Genomic DNA, 17,616 nt, shown 5'->3' with positions numbered 1-17,616 from the left:
TCCTATTTAAGTTCATTTTTTTGTTTAAGATAAAAAATTAATTCCATATCTTTTAATATTTCCTCTTTCATCAATTCATTCTCTTTTTTTAAAAAAATATTTTGATATTTAAATTCTTTATTTGTATCCTTGAGAGTATTTTTTAATTTAGCAAGTGCAGATTCTTGCTGTGAAAGCTTAGATGAAATTTGTTCGGCTATGCTGTTAAATGAATTTTTGATATACGGATAACATAAGCAAGTGGAATTTGCTATATCTTGTCCTGCTCCTGCAATATCTCCCAATCCGTTCATAATATTGCCATTATTGTTGCTCCCATCAAACAAGTCTTCAAATGTTTCGGAATAAGATTGACTTGCAAAAAGAGTTAAAGATAGAATTGTTATAAAAAAAATTTTCATCATCGCTCTCTCTCCGATTCTATATTGATAAAGTTTCCTAAAAGCTCATTCTCTTGTTTAAGTAAAAACTCTATTTTTTTAGCAATTACCAATCTTTCCGTCTCTATTGCTTTAAGTTTCTTCATTTTTTCTTCTCGCTTATTGCTTTCTTCCTTAATATTTTCAACAATAGGGCTAATGGTATCTTTCCAATAATTTCTTATATCTGTATTTTCATCTTCTATAAAATCCCTTATATTTTCGTGTTTTGTAGATGAGTTTGTATCTGAAACATACGAGCAGGGAATGGTAAAAGCATAAATATATTCCATAAATATGAAAAAAATAAATATCTTTTTCATATTTTGCCCCCTCCATTTGAGTTATTTGCATTTTCTGAGCCAAGAAGATTTTGATAAACTTCAACTATCTTGTCAAATAAATTAGCTCCATCAGGAATGAAAAGAGCGAGAGAAGCAATATTTGCCCATACAAAGTAAATAATTAAACCTGCAACATTAGCTATAAGCAACCAAACAAAAAAACTTACATAATTGAATTGCATAGAATCTTTTTTTGTTTCTATTACCGCATAAGCACAGGCTGTTAAAAATACAACTATAATACCAAGCAACATTAACCAATCAGCCGTTGTTTGCACTATATAAAGCTGTAAAAATGCTCCCTCATCTTCCGTTCCACCATTAGAACCTGCTAGTGAAAAAACGGAGCTTTTACCTCTTGCCCAAAAAATTGGAAAAATTTTTTGTTGCAAATAATTATTTTGATACATTGCTCCAAGCACATCAAGAAGCTTTACGCCCAACATAAAAAATATACACGATAAAAAATGGACTATAAATGCAACTGAAAAAACGGATATAATTGAGCCTGAACGAGCATTGTGTCCGCTATTAGCCTTAACTAATCCGTTAGCAAGTGTAAAAAAGAAAGGCAAATAAGCAAAAGCCAATGCTGAAAGTCCAAAAACAAAAGCTGTTGATATGAGCTGTGTGCTACTTGAACCTAATTCCATTGTTTATATTCTCTATTTTTATTTCACTTCAATAATATATGGAACATATTTTACGCCCAAATCTATATACTTATCATAAAGCATTTTAATATTAAAACTGCGTTGTGGAGATACAAATTCTTGATTGATATTATCTCCATAATAAAGTTTGATAATATCAAGTTTTTCTTTATCATCTTTTGCATTTTCTATATTTTCATAAATAAGACTAGCTCTATTGAAACCTGCGTCTTGATGAACACTTACAAAAACAAAATGAACTTTATGTTTAGCCAAAAACTTTTCATTAATGCTTTTTAAATGCTCTCTGCAAAAAGGACATAAAGGGTCTGTGAAAACATAAATTTCTTTATTTCCACTTCCTAGTGTTACAACATATTCAAAATCTTCTTTCAAATTTTCTAAAATTTTTTCATTTGCTTTTTCTTCTAATCTTTTTACTATTTTTTGTTTGCTTGTGTTTAGAGATTCTATACTTGCAAAATCACTAAAGAAAAAATTATCCTTAATAAATAGAATTTCTTGTTGTGATTCTCCATTAATATTAAATTCAAATATAAAAGCGTCAAACTCCAAGTCTTTATTTGCTGATATTTTCTCTAAGAATTTAACTTCTAAGTCTTTAACATTAGCAAGTTTCTTTTTGTAAAAAGCTATAATTCTTTCAATTTTTTCTTCTTCACTATAATTTACTTTATGCTCTCCAAGACTATCTAAAAAACTCAGTTTTGTTTTAACAACTTCATTGCCACCACAAGCATTAAGAATAGATACAGCCAAAGTTGCAAACGCTATTTTTTTAAACCATTGAGACTTATTTTGTATTTTCAACATTTTACTTCCTAGCAATTAGATTTTAAAATGTAAAAATAGCAGGAAGAAATATATTATATTTTAATTTTTGCTTAAAAAGTGCAAATTTGCACTTTTCTTTCAAAATTATTCTATTTGAGATTTGATATGCCAATAATTTAGAATGAGTTCATTTTTTTGTTTAATTAAGAAAATCTTACGCTTAAGCTCAACAAGTATTAATTTTCCTAAATTAACAATGTCTTCTATTTCATTGTTTTGGTCTTTTGCTATATTTTTTAAATTTTTAACTTCATTTTCCATTGAATTGACTTTTGAAGTAGAATTAGCAAAACAAATAGAAAAAGATGATAGAAAAATAAAAAGTATAGAAAATATGTTTTTATTTTTCATTTTTGTTTTCTCTTTCTTTTTTCAACTTTAATTGATTGTTATGTTCAATCAATTCTTGTGTATTGCTAAAAATGACAACATCGGGAATCTTGGATTCGTTTTCTTCTTTTTTTATTTCTTCCTTGTTGATTTCATTTTTATTTTCTATTTGTTCTACATTTTTTTATCCTCAATCATTTTTCCATCAAATGAGCTTAAAGCATTTTGTAAATTTTCTTTGTATTCTGAGTAAAATATGTGGGAAAGCTCATTTGGCTGAAATTTATCCTGTATAACTGCCACTTCATATCCTAAATTTTGCAATATAAGAGATATTGAATTAACAACATTATTTGATATTGTTTCATAGATTACACAATCTTCCGTGTAAAGTGAATTTGAAAATGGAATGGCAGGTAGTGCTTTTGATAAATAATCTTGAATTTCCATATATTTTTCAGATAAAGGAATTGAATTGTTGGCTTTAATGCGGTCATTTGTGTCTTCATAATACACTTTATTATTTGCATTGCCAATATTTATCTCCAAACTTTCTTGTTGAGAATATTCATTTGCGAAAGATATGCCAAAAAATATTAACAAACTTACGGCAACTATTGATTTTTTCATCTTTTTCTCCTTGTGTATGATTTAGTTTCTTCTTTATTTATGGCTATTTCATAAGCAGGGGATTCATTTAGCATTTCGTGTTCTTTTATGGTGGGTTTGTCAAGTTTCCAATTCTTCCAACTTAAAATATCTTGTTTAAAAGATTTTGCTCCCTTAAACATATCGCTCATATAATCTACATTTCGCACATTCCACGAATCAAGTGGTTGATTGAAACTTGTAGCACCATCAAACATAGAAGACATACTAGTTACACTTTCTACATTCCAAGAATTTAAAGGTTGATTGAAGTTTGTAGCATTATAAAACATATTCTTCATATTTTCTACATTGCTGACATTCCATTTTTCAATACCACTAAAATCTTTACGAATAGAATCTTCAAATAAATGGCTCATATCAGTGATGTGTGTAGTGTCAATATCGCCTAAATGGATAGATTCGTCCGCCACTAATTCTTTTAATTCTTCCTTTGTTTGTGGTTTATATTTCATTTCATTCTCTTTATTTTTTTCTTGAATTTTTAAGAAAATTACTAATATGTTGCAACAAAAATATTTTATATGGATTATCCATTTTTGTTTGAGAAAAAACAAATCTATAAATTATAAGTCCTGCACCTGCATACAAAATTACAAATCCATCTAATGAATCTGTAATGATATAAGCAAAAAACAATATAAATATATTTATTTTTGAAAATAGAAAAAATATTATCTTTGCTTTTAATCTATATTGTTCTTTTGATATTGCTTCATTCATTTTCTTTCTCCTTATTCTTTTATCTTTTTCTTTTGTAACCAATTTGTGCTTGAGATTTTTCTGTATTTTTCCCAACCAATTCCAATTTGTTTGTTTCATTTGATTCAACAAAAAGATTTTGCTGATTGTTTTCGTGGATATTTTTAATTTCAGTTAATTTGTTGTTTTCCCCTATACTCGCACCAAGCTCTTGCATTAATTTATATTTTTCCTCTTTCATTTCCGCTATTTCTGCTCTTAATGCTTGATTTTTCAATTTAACTTCATTTACAAGTTTTTTAAGTTCTTCAAAAAAATCTATTTTGAAAGTTCTATTATCAATGGTATCTTCTCTTTTAAATGGAAACTCAATCTGTTCTTTATCTCTTATAAAATGGAACATTGCCTGAACACTTGCTATTCTTTTTTCATCAGCAGATATTTCTTTGTTTAAAAATGGAGGTACAAATTCAGTATCTGATTTCAATGCTTTGATTCTTTCAATATCTTTAGTTAAATTATGTAAAATTGCCGTATCAGAATGGGATATTTCTAAGTTTCTCATCAAACCATTGATGTTTTCATTTTGTTCTTCAATATTAATTACTTCGTTTTTCTTTTCAGGCTCATTAGTTTCAATATTGATTTTTGAGGTATTAAATTGTTTTGATTTATTTTTTTCAATATACTCTGATACTAGATAATTATGTAATATATCTAGTTTATATATTAAGTCTTTTTTTCATTTTCATTGTAATTTTTAAATTCTTTTCTTTTTGTTTCAATCTTGTTTAAATATTCTTTTTCATCAGAAATTAAATTATTTTCTAATCCAATTTCTTTAAAATCTTCAATTTTATCAAAAAGATAATTTGCAAGAACATTTAATTCTTGCGAGTTAATTTCTTGATTGTGGAATTTACTAATAAGTTTTTTTATTTCTTCATTTTTTTGTTTTTCTCTTTCTTTTTCATTTATAAAAAATTCATTTTTAGTAAAATTTTCAAAAAATTTATCATAATCAACATTCCCTTTTTGAAAAAATTCAGCAGAAAAATATGCAATAGAAGTGGCATAATTATCTTCTTTGTTTTTATTGTGTGATTGATTAAAATATATTTTTAAAGCTTCTTGGAAGTCTTTACTATCATTTAAGTTGAATTTTGAGGATTTTTTTGCTTTTTCAATAAACATTTTAAAATGAGCTACAAACTCATTAAAAACGGGGTCTTTTTTATTTTCTGCTAATGTTTCTAAATTCTTTATTGCTTTTTCCATATTCTTTCCTTGCATTTTTAGAAAGAATATTAATTGTTTTTAAAAATCTTTGTTTTAAATATAACTTAAAAAGTGCAAAATTGCACTTTTTTGTGCCTTTATCGTCTTCTTCTCATTCTGTATTCCTTGCGTTTTTCTTTGAAGTCTTGTAGAGATTTAGCTTTATTTTGTGCGTATTGTTGCAATCTTTGCTCAAAGCTTATTTGTGTTTCTCTTTTGGCTTGTGATTGTTGAAATTTTCTTATTTGCTGTGTTTTAAGGCGTAAAGATTCTATCTTGCTTCAAATTTTTCAAGTAATTTATCAATTTCATCATCGCTGATTTGTTTTTTTTCTTATAGAGCGATGATAGGCGATTTGCTTGTCTATGTCGTTATGTTTGGGGTGTGGGGCTTTTGAGTTAATTTTAAAATAAGGGCGGAAATCTTTTTTGCTTAAAGCATTTTCCACACTGCTTTCATAGCCAAGCTCTACAAGCGTATGAGCGATAATAGATTCTGCTTCATCTGCTCTAATACCTACAAATTGAATATGTGGCGAGTTTATCTCTCTATCTTGCAGAAGTATGTGTAATAAATTATTTATATCTTTTCTATCAATGCTTAATGCCCTAGCCCACACATTAGCTGTTTGCGTATAGCCTTTTTGATTAAGGTAGGCTAGAATCTCACTTTTTATATCTTTCTCCCCTGTTTTTGTAATCTGTGGAGATTTGCGTTTAGAATCTATCTCTTGGAGTGCGGAGAGAAAATACTCTCGTGTTTTTTCATCAGTAACAGCAATAAGAGCAAATTCTAATTCTCGTAAAAAACTTCTAGAAGCTTGACTTCTCGCCCTTTGGAGCATTATCTCCGCCTTTTTACCTTGTGTGTTTGTGGTGTAGAATCTTGCTCTTGTTGCATATTACGATTTAAAGTTTTCTCTTCAATAAATTCTAAAGCCTTTTTGGCTCTTTGTTGGATACATTGTTCAGTGGATTCTAGCCATTCATTAGAGAGATTATATTGTTCGTGGCGTTTGAAAGTAAATGTTGTGAGTTTTTGTAAGTTTGTGGTGTGTCTAGATTCAACAAAAAGCTTCATTTGTAAATCAAAATTTAATTCTAAATAGCTTTGTGAATAATTTAAAGTCAAAGCAACATTATCCAAATCATCTTTGTAAAGCAAATTCATCATAGAATAGCCATTATCAAATATAGGTGCAGGTCGCAAAATCTCGCCTGTATCATTATCCACTATCATTCCAAAATTACCCAAATGCCTATCAATGTTATAAATTAAAGAATCAAATAAAAGCATATCCCCAAGTTTTACTTCATCATTATAGACTTCTCTTAATGCTTTTAAAAGATTTAATCCTTTTAGTTTTCTATCATTGTCCCTAAGCAAATAATACATAGGCACAAAGCCCTCATTTTCATTTGTAAATATAGGACAAGAGCTTACAAGTTGATTATGAAACATTTTTAAATCATAAGGCACATAATCAAATTCCATAACTTCAGCAATTTGGGACATATAATATTCAGCATAGGCTTCTTTACCACCATATTCTCTCCCATCAGTTGATTGTGTGCTACTGCCTTTGTAGAGATAAATATGCTGTTCTTCTTTATGCCAACATTTTTTAAGCATTCCATTTGTAGTAAATTCAGGCGAAGAGGTTACGCCTTTAATATGTGTATTGCCTATCCCAAAGGCAACACGCTCTAAAATTTCATTAAAAGCGTTTTGATAAAGATTATAATCTTTCCATTTATAATCTTTACTAGAGGGGACAATCCAATACGAATCATTGAGTGAAAGTCCCAAAGATACATCAATATAATCCATAAGTTGCTCTGTCTTATTCTCATTATAAGTTGCGATGAGATTTTTTACATTTTCTCTATTGTTTGGAGCTTTTCTATGTTTGATAAAAGATTCTAAAGACATAGGCAAATCATTTATATCAATATTAATGGGCAATAATACTTCATTCAAAACAGAAACATTTCGTATTTCTTTTGTAAAAAATTCAACACCCCGCTCTATTTGCTTAACAGATTCTACGCTAAATCTCATAATCTCTTTATCTTTGTTTTTCAACACATATTGCATATTAATCTCCAAGTATATCTCTACTTCTTACATTCTTTTTAGCTTTCTCTGAATCTTGTGGAGTTTGTGGAGCTTGAGTTTTATTCAACATAGAATCTAATATGTTATTGAGCTTAGATTCTAGCGTAGCATTTTTTTGCTTTAATTCCGCCATTTGCTCTTTATAGTCTTTTTCTTTTTTATCAAAGATTTCTGCTTGAGCTTCAAGCTTATACATTTTCTTCGTATGAGATTCTATCTCATCAAGTTTAGCTTTAAACTCATTTGAAATGCTTTGTAGCTCTTGTCTGCTAGATTCTAAATTGCGTTCCAACATCGCATTTTGATTTTTAAGTTCAAGATTAAGCGTATGCAGCTTATTAGCATTTTCAGCATTGCTTTTAAGGGCTTCTTTGCTCTCAGTTAGCATTGCTTTATTTTGCTCTAGCATTTGTTCCAAACTTGCATTCTTAGCTTTTAATTCTAAAGTGCTTTGTTGCAGGGCTTTGTTTTCATTGCTGAGTTCAAGGTTAAGCTTATCTAGCTCGTTAATCTCGCTCTCATACTCGCTTATAGCATTTTGCTGTTGGGCTTCAAAGGATTCTAGCTTTTCAATCATTTGGGCTTCTTTTTCTTGTAATTTTGCTTCAAAATTCTTTTGCAACTCATATTCATAGTTTTTCATTTCATTGAGCTTTGTTTGCAGTGTGCTTTTAAGTTTTGAAATAGTCTCCTCTCTTTTCTCAACTTCATCATAAGCCCCTTGTATTTCTAGCTTTAACTCCTCTTTTTCATTATTAAGCGTGATAATTTCTTGCTCTTTTTGAGAGAGGCTTAAAATATCTTTACTAAAAAGCAAACTTGCGAAATTAATTGTATCATCATTCCTATACTTTTGTTGAATATTTTTAATCGCTTCCAAAATACTTAACCCATTGTTAAGATATTCTTTTAAATCACCATAGGCACTTAAAGAATCTTTTTCTGCCTTTTCTAATCGTAGCTTAGTTTTTTCTAGCTCTTTTTGACGATAAATCTCTATGCTTTTTGCGATAATTTCTGCGATTTTATCATCGGTATTTTGTTGTGTGTTTGGGCTATTATTTAAGTTTGGCGTATCATTTTGTGCTTGGGCTTTAGGCATTTGAGCGATAGTATAAAGCCTTGTGCTTTTATCTTCTTCTAGCACTTTTTGAGCCTCTGCTTGTTTTAAAGATTCTCTACTTGCTTGGACTTCTGCTTTTAGCTCACTCTTTGCTAAATCTAGGGCTTGATGTTGCGTATCTAGTTGAGATTTTATGAGTTCCTTTTGCTCTCTTTTTTCCTCAGCATTCAAATGTCCCCAATAGATAACTTCTTGAATATTTTTAATATTTTTCTCTCCATTGCTGTATTTTACGCAAAAGGATTCTTCTATATCGTTATCATCAAGCTTACAAGCCAAATCAAACAAGAATCTCCCCATAATGAAGTTATTATCCTTTGGCAAGGCATAGTTTTCTAAGAGAGTGAGTTGTTCAGGCTTGGCATTATTCATAAAAGGCTCGTTGTTATAATAAAATGCACCTTTTTTGTGATAGATAAGTGAGCAATAATCCCCATCAATATCCATAAAATCCACCAAAGAAACACTTTTTGTTTCTAAAAACAAATCCTTAATATGCTCTTTTTGATTTTCATTCACTTCACGCAAATCAATAGTGAGCTTGTAAAATTCGTGTTCTTGTACTTCTTTAAGATTCTTAGATTTGAGAAAATTAATGGTTTTAAAATCAAGCTTGTTGCTTGTAGTATTCTCTACTATGTCATTGAGTGTTTTTACATCATTATCCATTATTTCTTTAAGCTCTGCCATAGTGGAAAAACTTTTGAAATATGATAAGCCATTTTGCTCTAAAAATTCATAATACTCACTCTCACTGCCTTTATAAAACTTCTCTAGCGTATCTAAAATGGGGCGTTTTGATAGGTTTTCAATATTAAGCTCATTGAAATCAACCTTGCGTATTGAAATATTTAGCATTACTCTCTCCTTTTAGTAATTTAAATCAAGCAATAAAGCTATTTTTGCTTTGACTTGATGGAATACGCTCTCATCGCACTTTGCAATGAACTTCATTTTCCTTGCCTTATAATCTACACTTTCAAGTTGGTCGCTTAAGATTGCTGAATCTTTATCTAAAATCTTATATTGCACTTCAAAAGGATAGCCTTTAATCTTACTTGTAAATGGCACACAAAGGCATAATCCGCTCTTTTCATTATACAACTTTGGGCTTAAGACAAGAGCGGGATAACTTATTTCCTGCTTATTTTCCTTTTGCAAAGTAGATAAAAGCCACACAATATCAGCTGTTTCAGGAACATAAGCATTTTCAATATTTTCTACCATTCCACTCCCTTACAAGAAGTGATTTTCACATTAGATAATGTAGTCGTTTTATCAAGGTATTTTGCCTGTGTTTCAAAGCTTTGTATTTTAAGCGGGTCTTTTATCTCAACCTTGCAGATTCTATGTCTATAAGAATTAAGCGTTTCTAAATGTGTAAGGGCAATATTATGTTTCGCAAAATAAGATTCTATCTCTGTAAAAAGTGTGGAATCTTGTGGACTTGTAGAATCTGTGCCAGACTGCGTAAAGTCTTCTTTTTGTAAATGAAAGCCTAAATTATCCTTGCACCATTGATAAAAGCAGTCATTATTTTTCCACGAGTGATATATCTCAAAAAGTCCCCTTTGTATATTTTTACCAAGCAAGTTAATATAAGCCTTATCATCGCTAAATAAATCAGCTTGTAAATAGGCGTGAAATTTTTCTGTAAGCAAAGCCCGATATAAAAGATCCATATCTTCATTTTCACCTTTATCTTTGCCACTGAGTTGTTCTAAGTGATATTCTTTCCCCCCTGCTTCCATTTAATTGCCTCTCCTGCCAAAGAGTAGAATCTAGCGGCAAGGGCTTTAATCGCAACGCTAAGGCTAGGGCTAAACGCAGGATAAGATATTTTGGAATCTCATTTTCAGATTCAAAGCCTAAGCCTTCTTTTATCACACGATAGATAAGATTTTCTTCAGTTTGATTCGTGTAAAAATCTGCCATATTCACTCCTAAAATAATTCACTAGAATCTTGCACACTTTTAATTTTCGCATACCCTCTGTCTTCACTTTATTTGTGTGGCATCGCCCTGTATATTCGCAAGTGGTTTTACTCCAAATTGTGCGATAAATTTTTTAATCATAATGTCTTCAACTGCTAGTGATTTTGGTGAAGCAAAGGGGACAGATTTTTCACCACGCCATTCTATTATCATTACTTCATCACTACAATCATAAAGATAAAGATTAAAGGTCTTACGAGTAGCGACTAATGATTGAAGCATTTTAATATTTGTAGTAGAGGCAGTCCGCCAATTATTGACTACACCACAATTATAAGAGCTAAGTCGTTGTTTAAAAGTAGTGCGAGATTGACCAAATTTTATAATATGCTCTTTATTTTCAATCTCACAAGTAAGGATATAGGCTACACCCAGTGCCTTGTCAAAGATTTTCTTTGCGTTATCATTAGCAAAATTGAAAGCTAGTATTTTTTCATTTTTACGGACAGAATATTTTATCTCAAGCGGTTTTGCTTGTAAATGGCAAATAAAAATGAAATCATCTTTTCCACTAAAGCTAAAACTTTTAAGCGTTGGTTGTGTTTTTATATCCTCTAAAGTAAAGGGCTTGTCATTTTTATTATTAAGTGGAAAAATTTTTGACAATGCGTTTAAATAGTCATCACCACTTTTTTGAATATATCCACCATTTATCTCATCACAAAGAGAGATAAACTGATTTAGAGTGAGTGAATCTTTTGTCTTTTTTGCCATCATTAGCCCTTTAGTAGCGTATTTTTTTATATAGTTTTTCTATATCGTGTAGTTCTTTTGAATTTAGTTCTATTTGCTTATCAAATGCTAAATGTTTTAAAACCATTATATTATTGAAATTACCATAGCGAGTAAGGTGTATCAGGACTTTAAAATGTGATTTGTTTAATATTTTCAAATACTCACTTGCTTCTTTTTTAGAATCAAAGGCAAAATAACCCACAGATTGCGTAGTATTAGCCCTAGATTCTATATAGGGGATAAAATAAGTTGATAGCGGAATGATGATAATATGTTTATCATAAATGTCTTGTTTTTTACTTGCATAGCGGGTTTTGCGTGGAGTATGAATCGTGCGGTATTTATAAATATTATCTTGCATATCGCTTAAAAATGCTTTTTGCGTGAAGTTATGCAAATCGCAACGATAGGTAAAATTATTGGGCGTTTTTGAAACTAATTTTTCAATAGCATTTAATATATTTTGCGACATATAAAGTGGCAAAAATGGTAAATCTTTTGGGATTACAACATTGTGTTGAATATCTTTTAGCAAATAATTATTGATAATCGTTGTTTTATTATCCATCACGCCCTTTTGCCATACCATAATGCTAAATGAGCTTCCTACATTTTTAAAATACTTTTTTACATCATTATCAATTACTATAAACGAGCCAAGATTTAATAGCTTTTTTAAAGTCGTATTGTTGTTATTATAGGTCATATAATTATTTGGCGTTACAAAGCACAAATAGCCCTTATCGTTAAGTTTATCAATACTAGATTCTATAAATTTATTAGAGAGTGAGCGGTTTTTATTCCCACCACCAGAATAGGGAGGATTTGCCATTATTAAATCAAATTTTCCCAACAAGCTAGATTCCATACCTAAAAAATCATAATTGCTTATATGTGTAGGATTTAGAATCTTTTTACAATGTTGCAGTCGTTTCTCATTAATCTCATTAAAATATATGTTTTCTATATCGGTTTTAAACATAGCATACGCACCAAAATTCCCATTTCCACAGCAAGGATCTAGCACTCTTATATTTTCTTGTTGCCAAAACTCATTTGGAATATAATCAAGCATTATTTTTACGCATTCCATAGGTGTGCAAATATCATCACTGCTTAACTTATGAGAATTGTCTTTATTCAACGCATTAAATATATCAAAAATGGATTCTATGTTTTGTTGTGTTATGCAATCAATTATATTTTTACTCATTACAATAGCCTTGCTGACATTTAAATAAAAGTTTTTATATTTTACTATAAATTTATTATTGCAATTTAATGCTGTGATGCAATTAATGATAACAAATAATCATCAGTGTTTCATTTAAACCCGTGCCAAGAAAAAGCAGTTTCGCACAACGAATAAAGCTTGTTTTCTCAAAGCCATTATTACCATAAAGGCAATAGAGATTCTTATCATTACTTTGCCTAAATGTAACGCTTATCTTTCCATTAATAGGCAAAAAGATTGCAAATGCTAACCTCTTCTATAAACATTCTTCCTCCTCTTTTGTGCTTTTATCATTCAGCAGTTTTTCAATCTCTTCTTTTATTTTTGCTGGTGCGCTATTTACTCCCCTTCGCCCATAAGTATTGTAAATCTCAAGACTTGTATGAAGCAAGGCTTTTACATCACTTAAAGCTAGAATATTCTTATACGCCTCAAGAGCTAAATACTCTTTTTGCTCCGCACTTAAAAAGTCATAGTTGCTTTTAGATTCAAAGTTGATACACGTGATAGAATCTAAAAATATCTCTTTTAAAATCCATTCATCTTTTTTCCTTGCGACTTTCTCTGCATTTTTGCACTCATATAAAAATAGCTTCTCTATGCTCTCTTCGTTAAATTTTGACATTGTTTATTCCTTTATTTAGCTTAATAAGCGATATTTTACTACATTTTATACCGAAACCATAAAGAAGTATGATAGAATAGACCCCAAAATCTTTACAAATAGGGTGTTGTTGTATGAAAGCATCAGATGTGGCAAAATATATTTTAAAAAATTCTAGCAAAAGATTAAGTAACTTAGAACTACAAAAAACATTGTATTTTGCTGAGATTGATTTTATTAAAGAGCATAAGAAGTCTCTTATAGACGATAATTTTGAAGCTTGGCAATTTGGTCCTGTTGTAAGAGATATTTATATGGAATATAGAGACTATGGAGCAAACTCTATTGATGTGCCAGACAATCAAGAAAAATTAGATTTAAGTGATACCGAAAAAGAGACTATTGCAAAAACCATAAAGCAATGCAATAGCAAATCTTACTGGGATCTTGTTGGAGAAACTCACAAAGAAGGTGGTGCTTGGGATAAGACTTACCAAAAAGGACAGAAAAAGATTATTGATAAAGAGCTGATTAAAAAAGAGGCGGAATAAATTATGAGTAGTAGCAATGACATATTGGACGACAAAATAAAAGATATCATTGCTAAATTGTGTGAGTCACGACAATTTGATCCAAATGAAGCAGAATGCATTATTAAAGACCTAGAAGATATTTATCAAAAGGATTATAGGCACAAATACTCACAAATCACAAAAATAATTTTAGAAAAAAGCGATAGCGAAGAAGATGGGTTTGCTATACTTGGACAAAATCTAAGAACACTTGAAGAGTCCATTCAAAAATCTAGCACTGACGATAAACTAAAAGTAAAATACAAGCTTGAGAAGTTGCTCGATCATATCAATTTAGAGATTCTGCGGCTTGGAGATTCTAGTAAAAATTTTGACAAACTTAACAGCAAGAGCAATAAACTGCAAGATAAATTCAATAACTTACAAGAGACATCTAGCAAAATCGAAGACAAGCTTAACAAGCAACAAACACTATACATAACGATTTTAGGGATTTTTGCTTCCATTGTTTTGGCTTTCGTTGGCGGTTTCACCTTTTCCACTTCAGCTCTATCCAATATTGATAAGGCGAGTATACATCGTTTAGTTTTTGTTTTATGTTTCATAGCATTATTTTTTGGCAACATTTTGTTTACTCTTTTTAGGTTTTTATCAAAATTCAATACTCATATTAGCGATGAGTCTAAAAAATGGTCTCAACAACCCATTTTATATTTTAATGTTGTTGTGGCACTAATTATGATATTGGATTGTGTTACATATTTTTTATTCAAATATTGCCTTTAATAGCACATCACGCATTGCTTGGAGATTCTGAATCTGTTGTAAATTTTGAGAAATTTTATCAGTTATCAACAGCATTTGCTTATCAAAACTTTCTAAAGTCTTAGAATCTGGTTTATAAATTTGTTTTTCTATAAAATGTGTTACCTTGATACTGGGTTGCACAGAACCTATATCAAATTCTTTAATCTCTTGTTGCATATATTTTAACCATTCATAAAGATAGAATGGCGAAATCTCTCTAGCCCTAAAACCAATCACATTTTGAGCTATACACCCCTTATTATCTAGTAGCATTGCCACTTCACCGATACTACCGACAGTTGAAAACAATACATCATATTGCTTGATATGTTCTCTAAACCATTTTTGATAAGTTTCTTTAATCACATATTTTCTTACAATATCATAATTAATCAACATAGAATCATCACTCAAAGCATTTACTTCAATTAAAGGATATGGCGTTATATCTGTTGTAAATGGAGGAGTTTTACCACGATTGTCTATAATTTTCACATAATCGCCAAGTTTGCCTAGCTCCCATTCACTGCGGTTTGGATTGTCTATAAAATAATGGCGAAAAAGGGTAAGGGCTAGAGATTCTAAAGTTTTGTTTTGTCTATGGAGTACATCTATCTTATCATCAAAGCTACTTAGAATCTCTGCTATTTTTTGTTGTATTGTAAGTGGTGGGAGTGGGATTGTGAGATTTTCAAAATCGCTTTTATTGAGTATAGGCACAGTTGTCCCATTAGCTCCATAAGTTCTTAGAATAGGATACATATCCGCCATAGAATAATAGAGAAAATTGTAGTTTATTGCACCATTTGGGATAATCGCATTTATCTGTTGATTTGTCAGTGCTTCTGCTTTATTTACTACAACTTTCCCCTTATCTGAACCGATACAAGTTACCAAAATAGAATGTATAGGCAATAAATTCTTTACAAATCTTTCCTTTCCTATCTTTGAGATTTTTCTCTCTGAATTGTGTGCATACTTGTGATAATTTTTATAATCTGTTGGGGTAATGAATAAAGTAGAATCTCCCCAGTCTTGCGGATTCCTATGTGATGGTGTTTTACCTGTAACAACCCTGCCAACTTCCCCAAGACGGACTTCCTGCCATTGTTCTTTATGGAGAGATTGTAGAAAGGGTTGTAAAGAGAGAGATTCTAGTGGTGAATCTAAGCTAGATTCTGTATGACAAGTTTCCATTATTACACTCCGTTATAAATTTTTAGATACTTCGCTACGCTCAGTATGACAAGAATAATCAGTATGGCAAGTAGCGATTTTGTCATTTTGAGTTTGCGTAGCAAACGAAAAATCTAACACAGAATCTAAAAGAGATTTTTCGCTAACGCTCGTGCAATCCGCAAGGATTTCACCCACACTTGCAAAAATGACAAGATTAGATTCTATGTTTTGAGATACTTCGCTACGCTCAGTATGACAAGTGCAAGATTCTAAAGATTTCATTACTACGCTCCATTGTAAAATTTAGATACTTCGACTCACGCCTCAGTATGACAAAATATATTCTCTTTTTTTCGTTGTCATTTTGAGCCGTAGGCGAAAAATCTCTTTTAGAATCTTTTTAGATTTCATAATTTTAGATTTTTCGCCTTTTTCAAAGGCTCAAAATGACAAGATTAGATTCTGTGTTATGAGATATTTTCATTCCCACCTATAAGCTCTAAATTTTTTAGAATCTTTTCGCTTAAAATTCTCTCTTCTTTGATTTGAGATTCTAGCTCGGCTTTTAAGCGTGTAAATTCCCTTTCAAAATCAAAGTCTTCTTCATCTTCTGCCAAGCCCACATAGCGACCGGGTGTAAGGACATAGCCTAGATTTGGCTATCTCATCTTTATCTACACTTTTACAAAAGCCTAGAATATCGCTGTAATGCCCATCTTTTTGCTCTTGTGCTTTTTGCCATTTATGATAAGTCTCTGTGATTGTAGCAATATCACTTTGAGTTAGAATCCTATTTTTACGATTGATGAGTTCGCCTAGATTTCGTGCGTCAATAAAAAGCGTGTTGTTATGGGATTTATTGCGTTTGATAAACCAAAGACACGCTGGAATCTGCGTATTTAAAAAGAGTTTTGCGGGGAGATTAACAATACATTCTATTAGATTAGATTCCATTAAGTTTTTGCGGATTTGCCCCTCTGTGCTTGTATTACTTGTAAGAGAGCCTTTAGCAAGGACAAATCCCGCCCTACCCTTTGGGGCTAGATGATGGATAAAGTGGCTTATCCACGCATAATTGGCATTTGTGCTAGGGGGTGTGCCATAGCTCCAACGCACATCATTTTCTAGAGCTTGGCTGCCCCAATCTGTGGCATTAAAAGGCGGGTTTGCGATGATGAAATCTGCCTTTAAGTCTTTGTGTGCGTCATTAAGAAAGCTTCCCTCGCTATTCCACTTGAGTGAGCTAGAATCTATTTTTCGCAAGGCAAGATTCATCTTTGCTAATCGCCAAGTGGTTTGATTACTCTCTTGCCCATAGATTGAAATATCGCTGATTTTACCCTGATGCTCTCGCACAAATCGCTCACTTTGGACAAACATTCCCCCGCTTCCACAGCAAGGGTCAAACACCCTGCCATTATAAGGCTCTAGCATAGCTACTAGCAATTCTACAACGCTTTTTGGCGTGTAGAATTGTCCGCATTTTTTGCCCTCACTCAAGGCAAACTCACCTAAAAAAATATTCAAAAATATGCCCTAAAATATCGCTTGTGTTTGCTTGATTTAACGAAATAGAATCTATTAAGTTTATCAAATCGCCCAAAGTCGCACTATCTAAATTATCTTTAGCATAGACTTTAGGTAGCACACCTTTTAACTGCGGATTGTCCTTTTCTATCAAGTCTAGGGCATAGTCTAAATCTTTGCCAATTTGTGGGCTTTTTGCCTTGCTTAAAAGAGCGCTCCATCTAGAATCTTGTGGCACAAAAAAGATATTTTTGCGATATATTCATCTTTATCTTCTGCATTTTCATTGCGTGCAAGCAACTCTTTGTGTAGAGATTCAAAACTATCGCTAATGTATTTCAAAAATACAAGTCCAAGCACGATGTGTTTATACTCTGCGGCGTCTATGTTTTTGCGAAGTTTATCAGCGGCACTAAAAAGGGCGGCTTCTAGCTTTTGTGTTTGTTTTGTCTTTGCCATTGTTATCCTTTGTGTTTTTTTGTCCTTTATATTTGTAGTGGAATAGTAGCA

Annotated in this window: 23 protein-coding genes and 2 pseudogenes; 2 read left to right on the top strand and 23 right to left on the bottom strand. The window is 31.2% G+C overall.

The genetic code is table 11. The features are described 5' to 3' along the window. Positions 1 to 2 precede the first annotated feature (2 nt). From EBF12_RS01630 to EBF12_RS01545, 20 genes and pseudogenes are all read right to left on the bottom strand, one after another. On the bottom strand, positions 3 to 404 hold the full coding sequence (locus EBF12_RS01630) for a hypothetical protein (RefSeq protein ID WP_157979027.1): 402 nt from the start codon (positions 402 to 404) through the stop codon (positions 3 to 5). Further along, positions 401 to 742, bottom strand: coding sequence for a hypothetical protein (locus tag EBF12_RS01625; RefSeq protein WP_121726108.1), 342 nt, complete (start codon positions 740 to 742; stop codon positions 401 to 403). The genes EBF12_RS01630 and EBF12_RS01625 overlap by 4 nt, the downstream gene beginning before the upstream one ends. Continuing rightward, positions 739 to 1,416, bottom strand: a complete 678-nt coding sequence (locus EBF12_RS01620) for a hypothetical protein (RefSeq protein ID WP_121726107.1) — start codon at positions 1,414 to 1,416, stop codon at positions 739 to 741. The genes EBF12_RS01625 and EBF12_RS01620 overlap by 4 nt, the downstream gene beginning before the upstream one ends. An 18-nt stretch (positions 1,417 to 1,434) precedes the next feature. Beyond that, complete coding sequence (locus EBF12_RS01615; RefSeq protein WP_121726106.1) at positions 1,435 to 2,250, bottom strand: thioredoxin domain-containing protein; 816 nt, start codon at positions 2,248 to 2,250, stop codon at positions 1,435 to 1,437. 105 nt (positions 2,251 to 2,355) lie between these two features. After that, a complete protein-coding gene (locus tag EBF12_RS01610; RefSeq protein WP_121726105.1) occupies positions 2,356 to 2,622 on the bottom strand; it encodes a hypothetical protein in 267 nt (88 codons plus the stop codon). A 153-nt stretch (positions 2,623 to 2,775) separates the two neighbouring features. Further along, the gene (locus tag EBF12_RS01605) at positions 2,776 to 3,231 is read right to left on the bottom strand and encodes a hypothetical protein (protein ID WP_121726104.1); all 456 of its coding nucleotides are present in this window, start codon (positions 3,229 to 3,231) and stop codon (positions 2,776 to 2,778) included. Further along, complete coding sequence (locus EBF12_RS01600) at positions 3,228 to 3,725, bottom strand: BspA family leucine-rich repeat surface protein (RefSeq protein WP_121726103.1); 498 nt, start codon at positions 3,723 to 3,725, stop codon at positions 3,228 to 3,230. Before EBF12_RS01600 ends, EBF12_RS01605 begins: the two co-directional genes overlap by 4 nt. 10 nt (positions 3,726 to 3,735) lie before the next feature. Continuing rightward, positions 3,736 to 3,993, bottom strand: a complete 258-nt coding sequence (locus EBF12_RS01595) for a hypothetical protein (protein ID WP_121726102.1) — start codon at positions 3,991 to 3,993, stop codon at positions 3,736 to 3,738. A gap of 19 nt (positions 3,994 to 4,012) precedes the next feature. After that, positions 4,013 to 4,537: a hypothetical protein gene (locus EBF12_RS01590; protein ID WP_121726101.1), complete on the bottom strand. Its 525-nt coding sequence runs from the start codon at positions 4,535 to 4,537 to the stop codon at positions 4,013 to 4,015. A gap of 164 nt (positions 4,538 to 4,701) precedes the next feature. After that, complete coding sequence (locus tag EBF12_RS01585) at positions 4,702 to 5,250, bottom strand: hypothetical protein (protein ID WP_121726100.1); 549 nt, start codon at positions 5,248 to 5,250, stop codon at positions 4,702 to 4,704. A 311-nt stretch (positions 5,251 to 5,561) separates the two neighbouring features. Beyond that, on the bottom strand, positions 5,562 to 6,095 hold the full coding sequence (locus EBF12_RS01580) for a nitroreductase family protein (RefSeq protein ID WP_208630932.1): 534 nt from the start codon (positions 6,093 to 6,095) through the stop codon (positions 5,562 to 5,564). After that, complete coding sequence (locus EBF12_RS01575) at positions 6,095 to 7,348, bottom strand: HipA domain-containing protein (protein WP_121726099.1); 1,254 nt, start codon at positions 7,346 to 7,348, stop codon at positions 6,095 to 6,097. Before EBF12_RS01575 ends, EBF12_RS01580 begins: the two co-directional genes overlap by 1 nt. A 1-nt stretch (position 7,349) precedes the next feature. Further along, the gene (locus EBF12_RS01570; RefSeq protein ID WP_121726098.1) at positions 7,350 to 9,350 is read right to left on the bottom strand and encodes a coiled-coil domain-containing protein; all 2,001 of its coding nucleotides are present in this window, start codon (positions 9,348 to 9,350) and stop codon (positions 7,350 to 7,352) included. 12 nt (positions 9,351 to 9,362) lie between these two features. Beyond that, on the bottom strand, positions 9,363 to 9,719 hold the full coding sequence (locus tag EBF12_RS01565; RefSeq protein WP_244196302.1) for a type II toxin-antitoxin system PemK/MazF family toxin: 357 nt from the start codon (positions 9,717 to 9,719) through the stop codon (positions 9,363 to 9,365). After that, on the bottom strand, positions 9,713 to 10,243 hold the full coding sequence (locus EBF12_RS01560) for a hypothetical protein (protein ID WP_244196301.1): 531 nt from the start codon (positions 10,241 to 10,243) through the stop codon (positions 9,713 to 9,715). Before EBF12_RS01560 ends, EBF12_RS01565 begins: the two co-directional genes overlap by 7 nt. After that, positions 10,191 to 10,427 carry a hypothetical protein gene (locus EBF12_RS11620; RefSeq protein WP_244196300.1) on the bottom strand — a complete coding sequence of 79 codons (237 nt, stop codon included), beginning with the start codon at positions 10,425 to 10,427 and terminating at the stop codon, positions 10,191 to 10,193. Before EBF12_RS11620 ends, EBF12_RS01560 begins: the two co-directional genes overlap by 53 nt. A 63-nt stretch (positions 10,428 to 10,490) precedes the next feature. Continuing rightward, positions 10,491 to 11,201, bottom strand: coding sequence for a hypothetical protein (locus EBF12_RS01555; protein WP_121726097.1), 711 nt, complete (start codon positions 11,199 to 11,201; stop codon positions 10,491 to 10,493). A 10-nt stretch (positions 11,202 to 11,211) separates the two neighbouring features. Continuing rightward, on the bottom strand, positions 11,212 to 12,435 hold the full coding sequence (locus EBF12_RS01550; protein ID WP_121726096.1) for a methyltransferase: 1,224 nt from the start codon (positions 12,433 to 12,435) through the stop codon (positions 11,212 to 11,214). Between the two features lie 82 nt (positions 12,436 to 12,517). Beyond that, the gene (locus EBF12_RS11225) at positions 12,518 to 12,688 is read right to left on the bottom strand and encodes a hypothetical protein (RefSeq protein WP_167444779.1); all 171 of its coding nucleotides are present in this window, start codon (positions 12,686 to 12,688) and stop codon (positions 12,518 to 12,520) included. 120 nt (positions 12,689 to 12,808) lie between these two features. Continuing rightward, a pseudogene (locus EBF12_RS01545) lies at positions 12,809 to 13,081 on the bottom strand (hypothetical protein); the annotation flags it as partial. Positions 13,082 to 13,194: 113 nt separating this feature from the next. Here EBF12_RS01545 and EBF12_RS01540 point away from each other — a divergent pair. Both EBF12_RS01540 and EBF12_RS01535 read left to right on the top strand, forming a co-directional pair. Next, the gene (locus EBF12_RS01540; protein ID WP_121726094.1) at positions 13,195 to 13,611 is read left to right on the top strand and encodes a Panacea domain-containing protein; all 417 of its coding nucleotides are present in this window, start codon (positions 13,195 to 13,197) and stop codon (positions 13,609 to 13,611) included. A gap of 3 nt (positions 13,612 to 13,614) precedes the next feature. Beyond that, positions 13,615 to 14,379 (top strand): hypothetical protein, encoded by a 765-nt coding sequence (locus EBF12_RS01535; protein WP_121726093.1) that lies wholly within the window; start codon positions 13,615 to 13,617, stop codon positions 14,377 to 14,379. Here EBF12_RS01535 and EBF12_RS01530 read toward each other — a convergent pair. The 3 genes and pseudogenes from EBF12_RS01530 to EBF12_RS12250 form a co-directional block, all read right to left on the bottom strand. Next, a complete protein-coding gene (locus tag EBF12_RS01530; RefSeq protein ID WP_121726092.1) occupies positions 14,359 to 15,597 on the bottom strand; it encodes a restriction endonuclease subunit S in 1,239 nt (412 codons plus the stop codon). The genes EBF12_RS01535 and EBF12_RS01530 overlap by 21 nt on opposite strands. A gap of 12 nt (positions 15,598 to 15,609) precedes the next feature. Next, positions 15,610 to 15,861, bottom strand: a complete 252-nt coding sequence (locus EBF12_RS01525) for a hypothetical protein (RefSeq protein ID WP_121726091.1) — start codon at positions 15,859 to 15,861, stop codon at positions 15,610 to 15,612. A gap of 185 nt (positions 15,862 to 16,046) precedes the next feature. Beyond that, positions 16,047 to 17,565 (bottom strand): annotated as a pseudogene (locus EBF12_RS12250) (type I restriction-modification system subunit M). Between the last annotated feature and the right edge of the window lie 51 nt (positions 17,566 to 17,616).

Source organism: Helicobacter labetoulli (assembly GCF_003670275.1).
Taxonomy (GTDB): domain Bacteria; phylum Campylobacterota; class Campylobacteria; order Campylobacterales; family Helicobacteraceae; genus Helicobacter_C; species Helicobacter_C labetoulli.
This window is presented reverse-complemented; position numbering and strand designations above follow the sequence as displayed.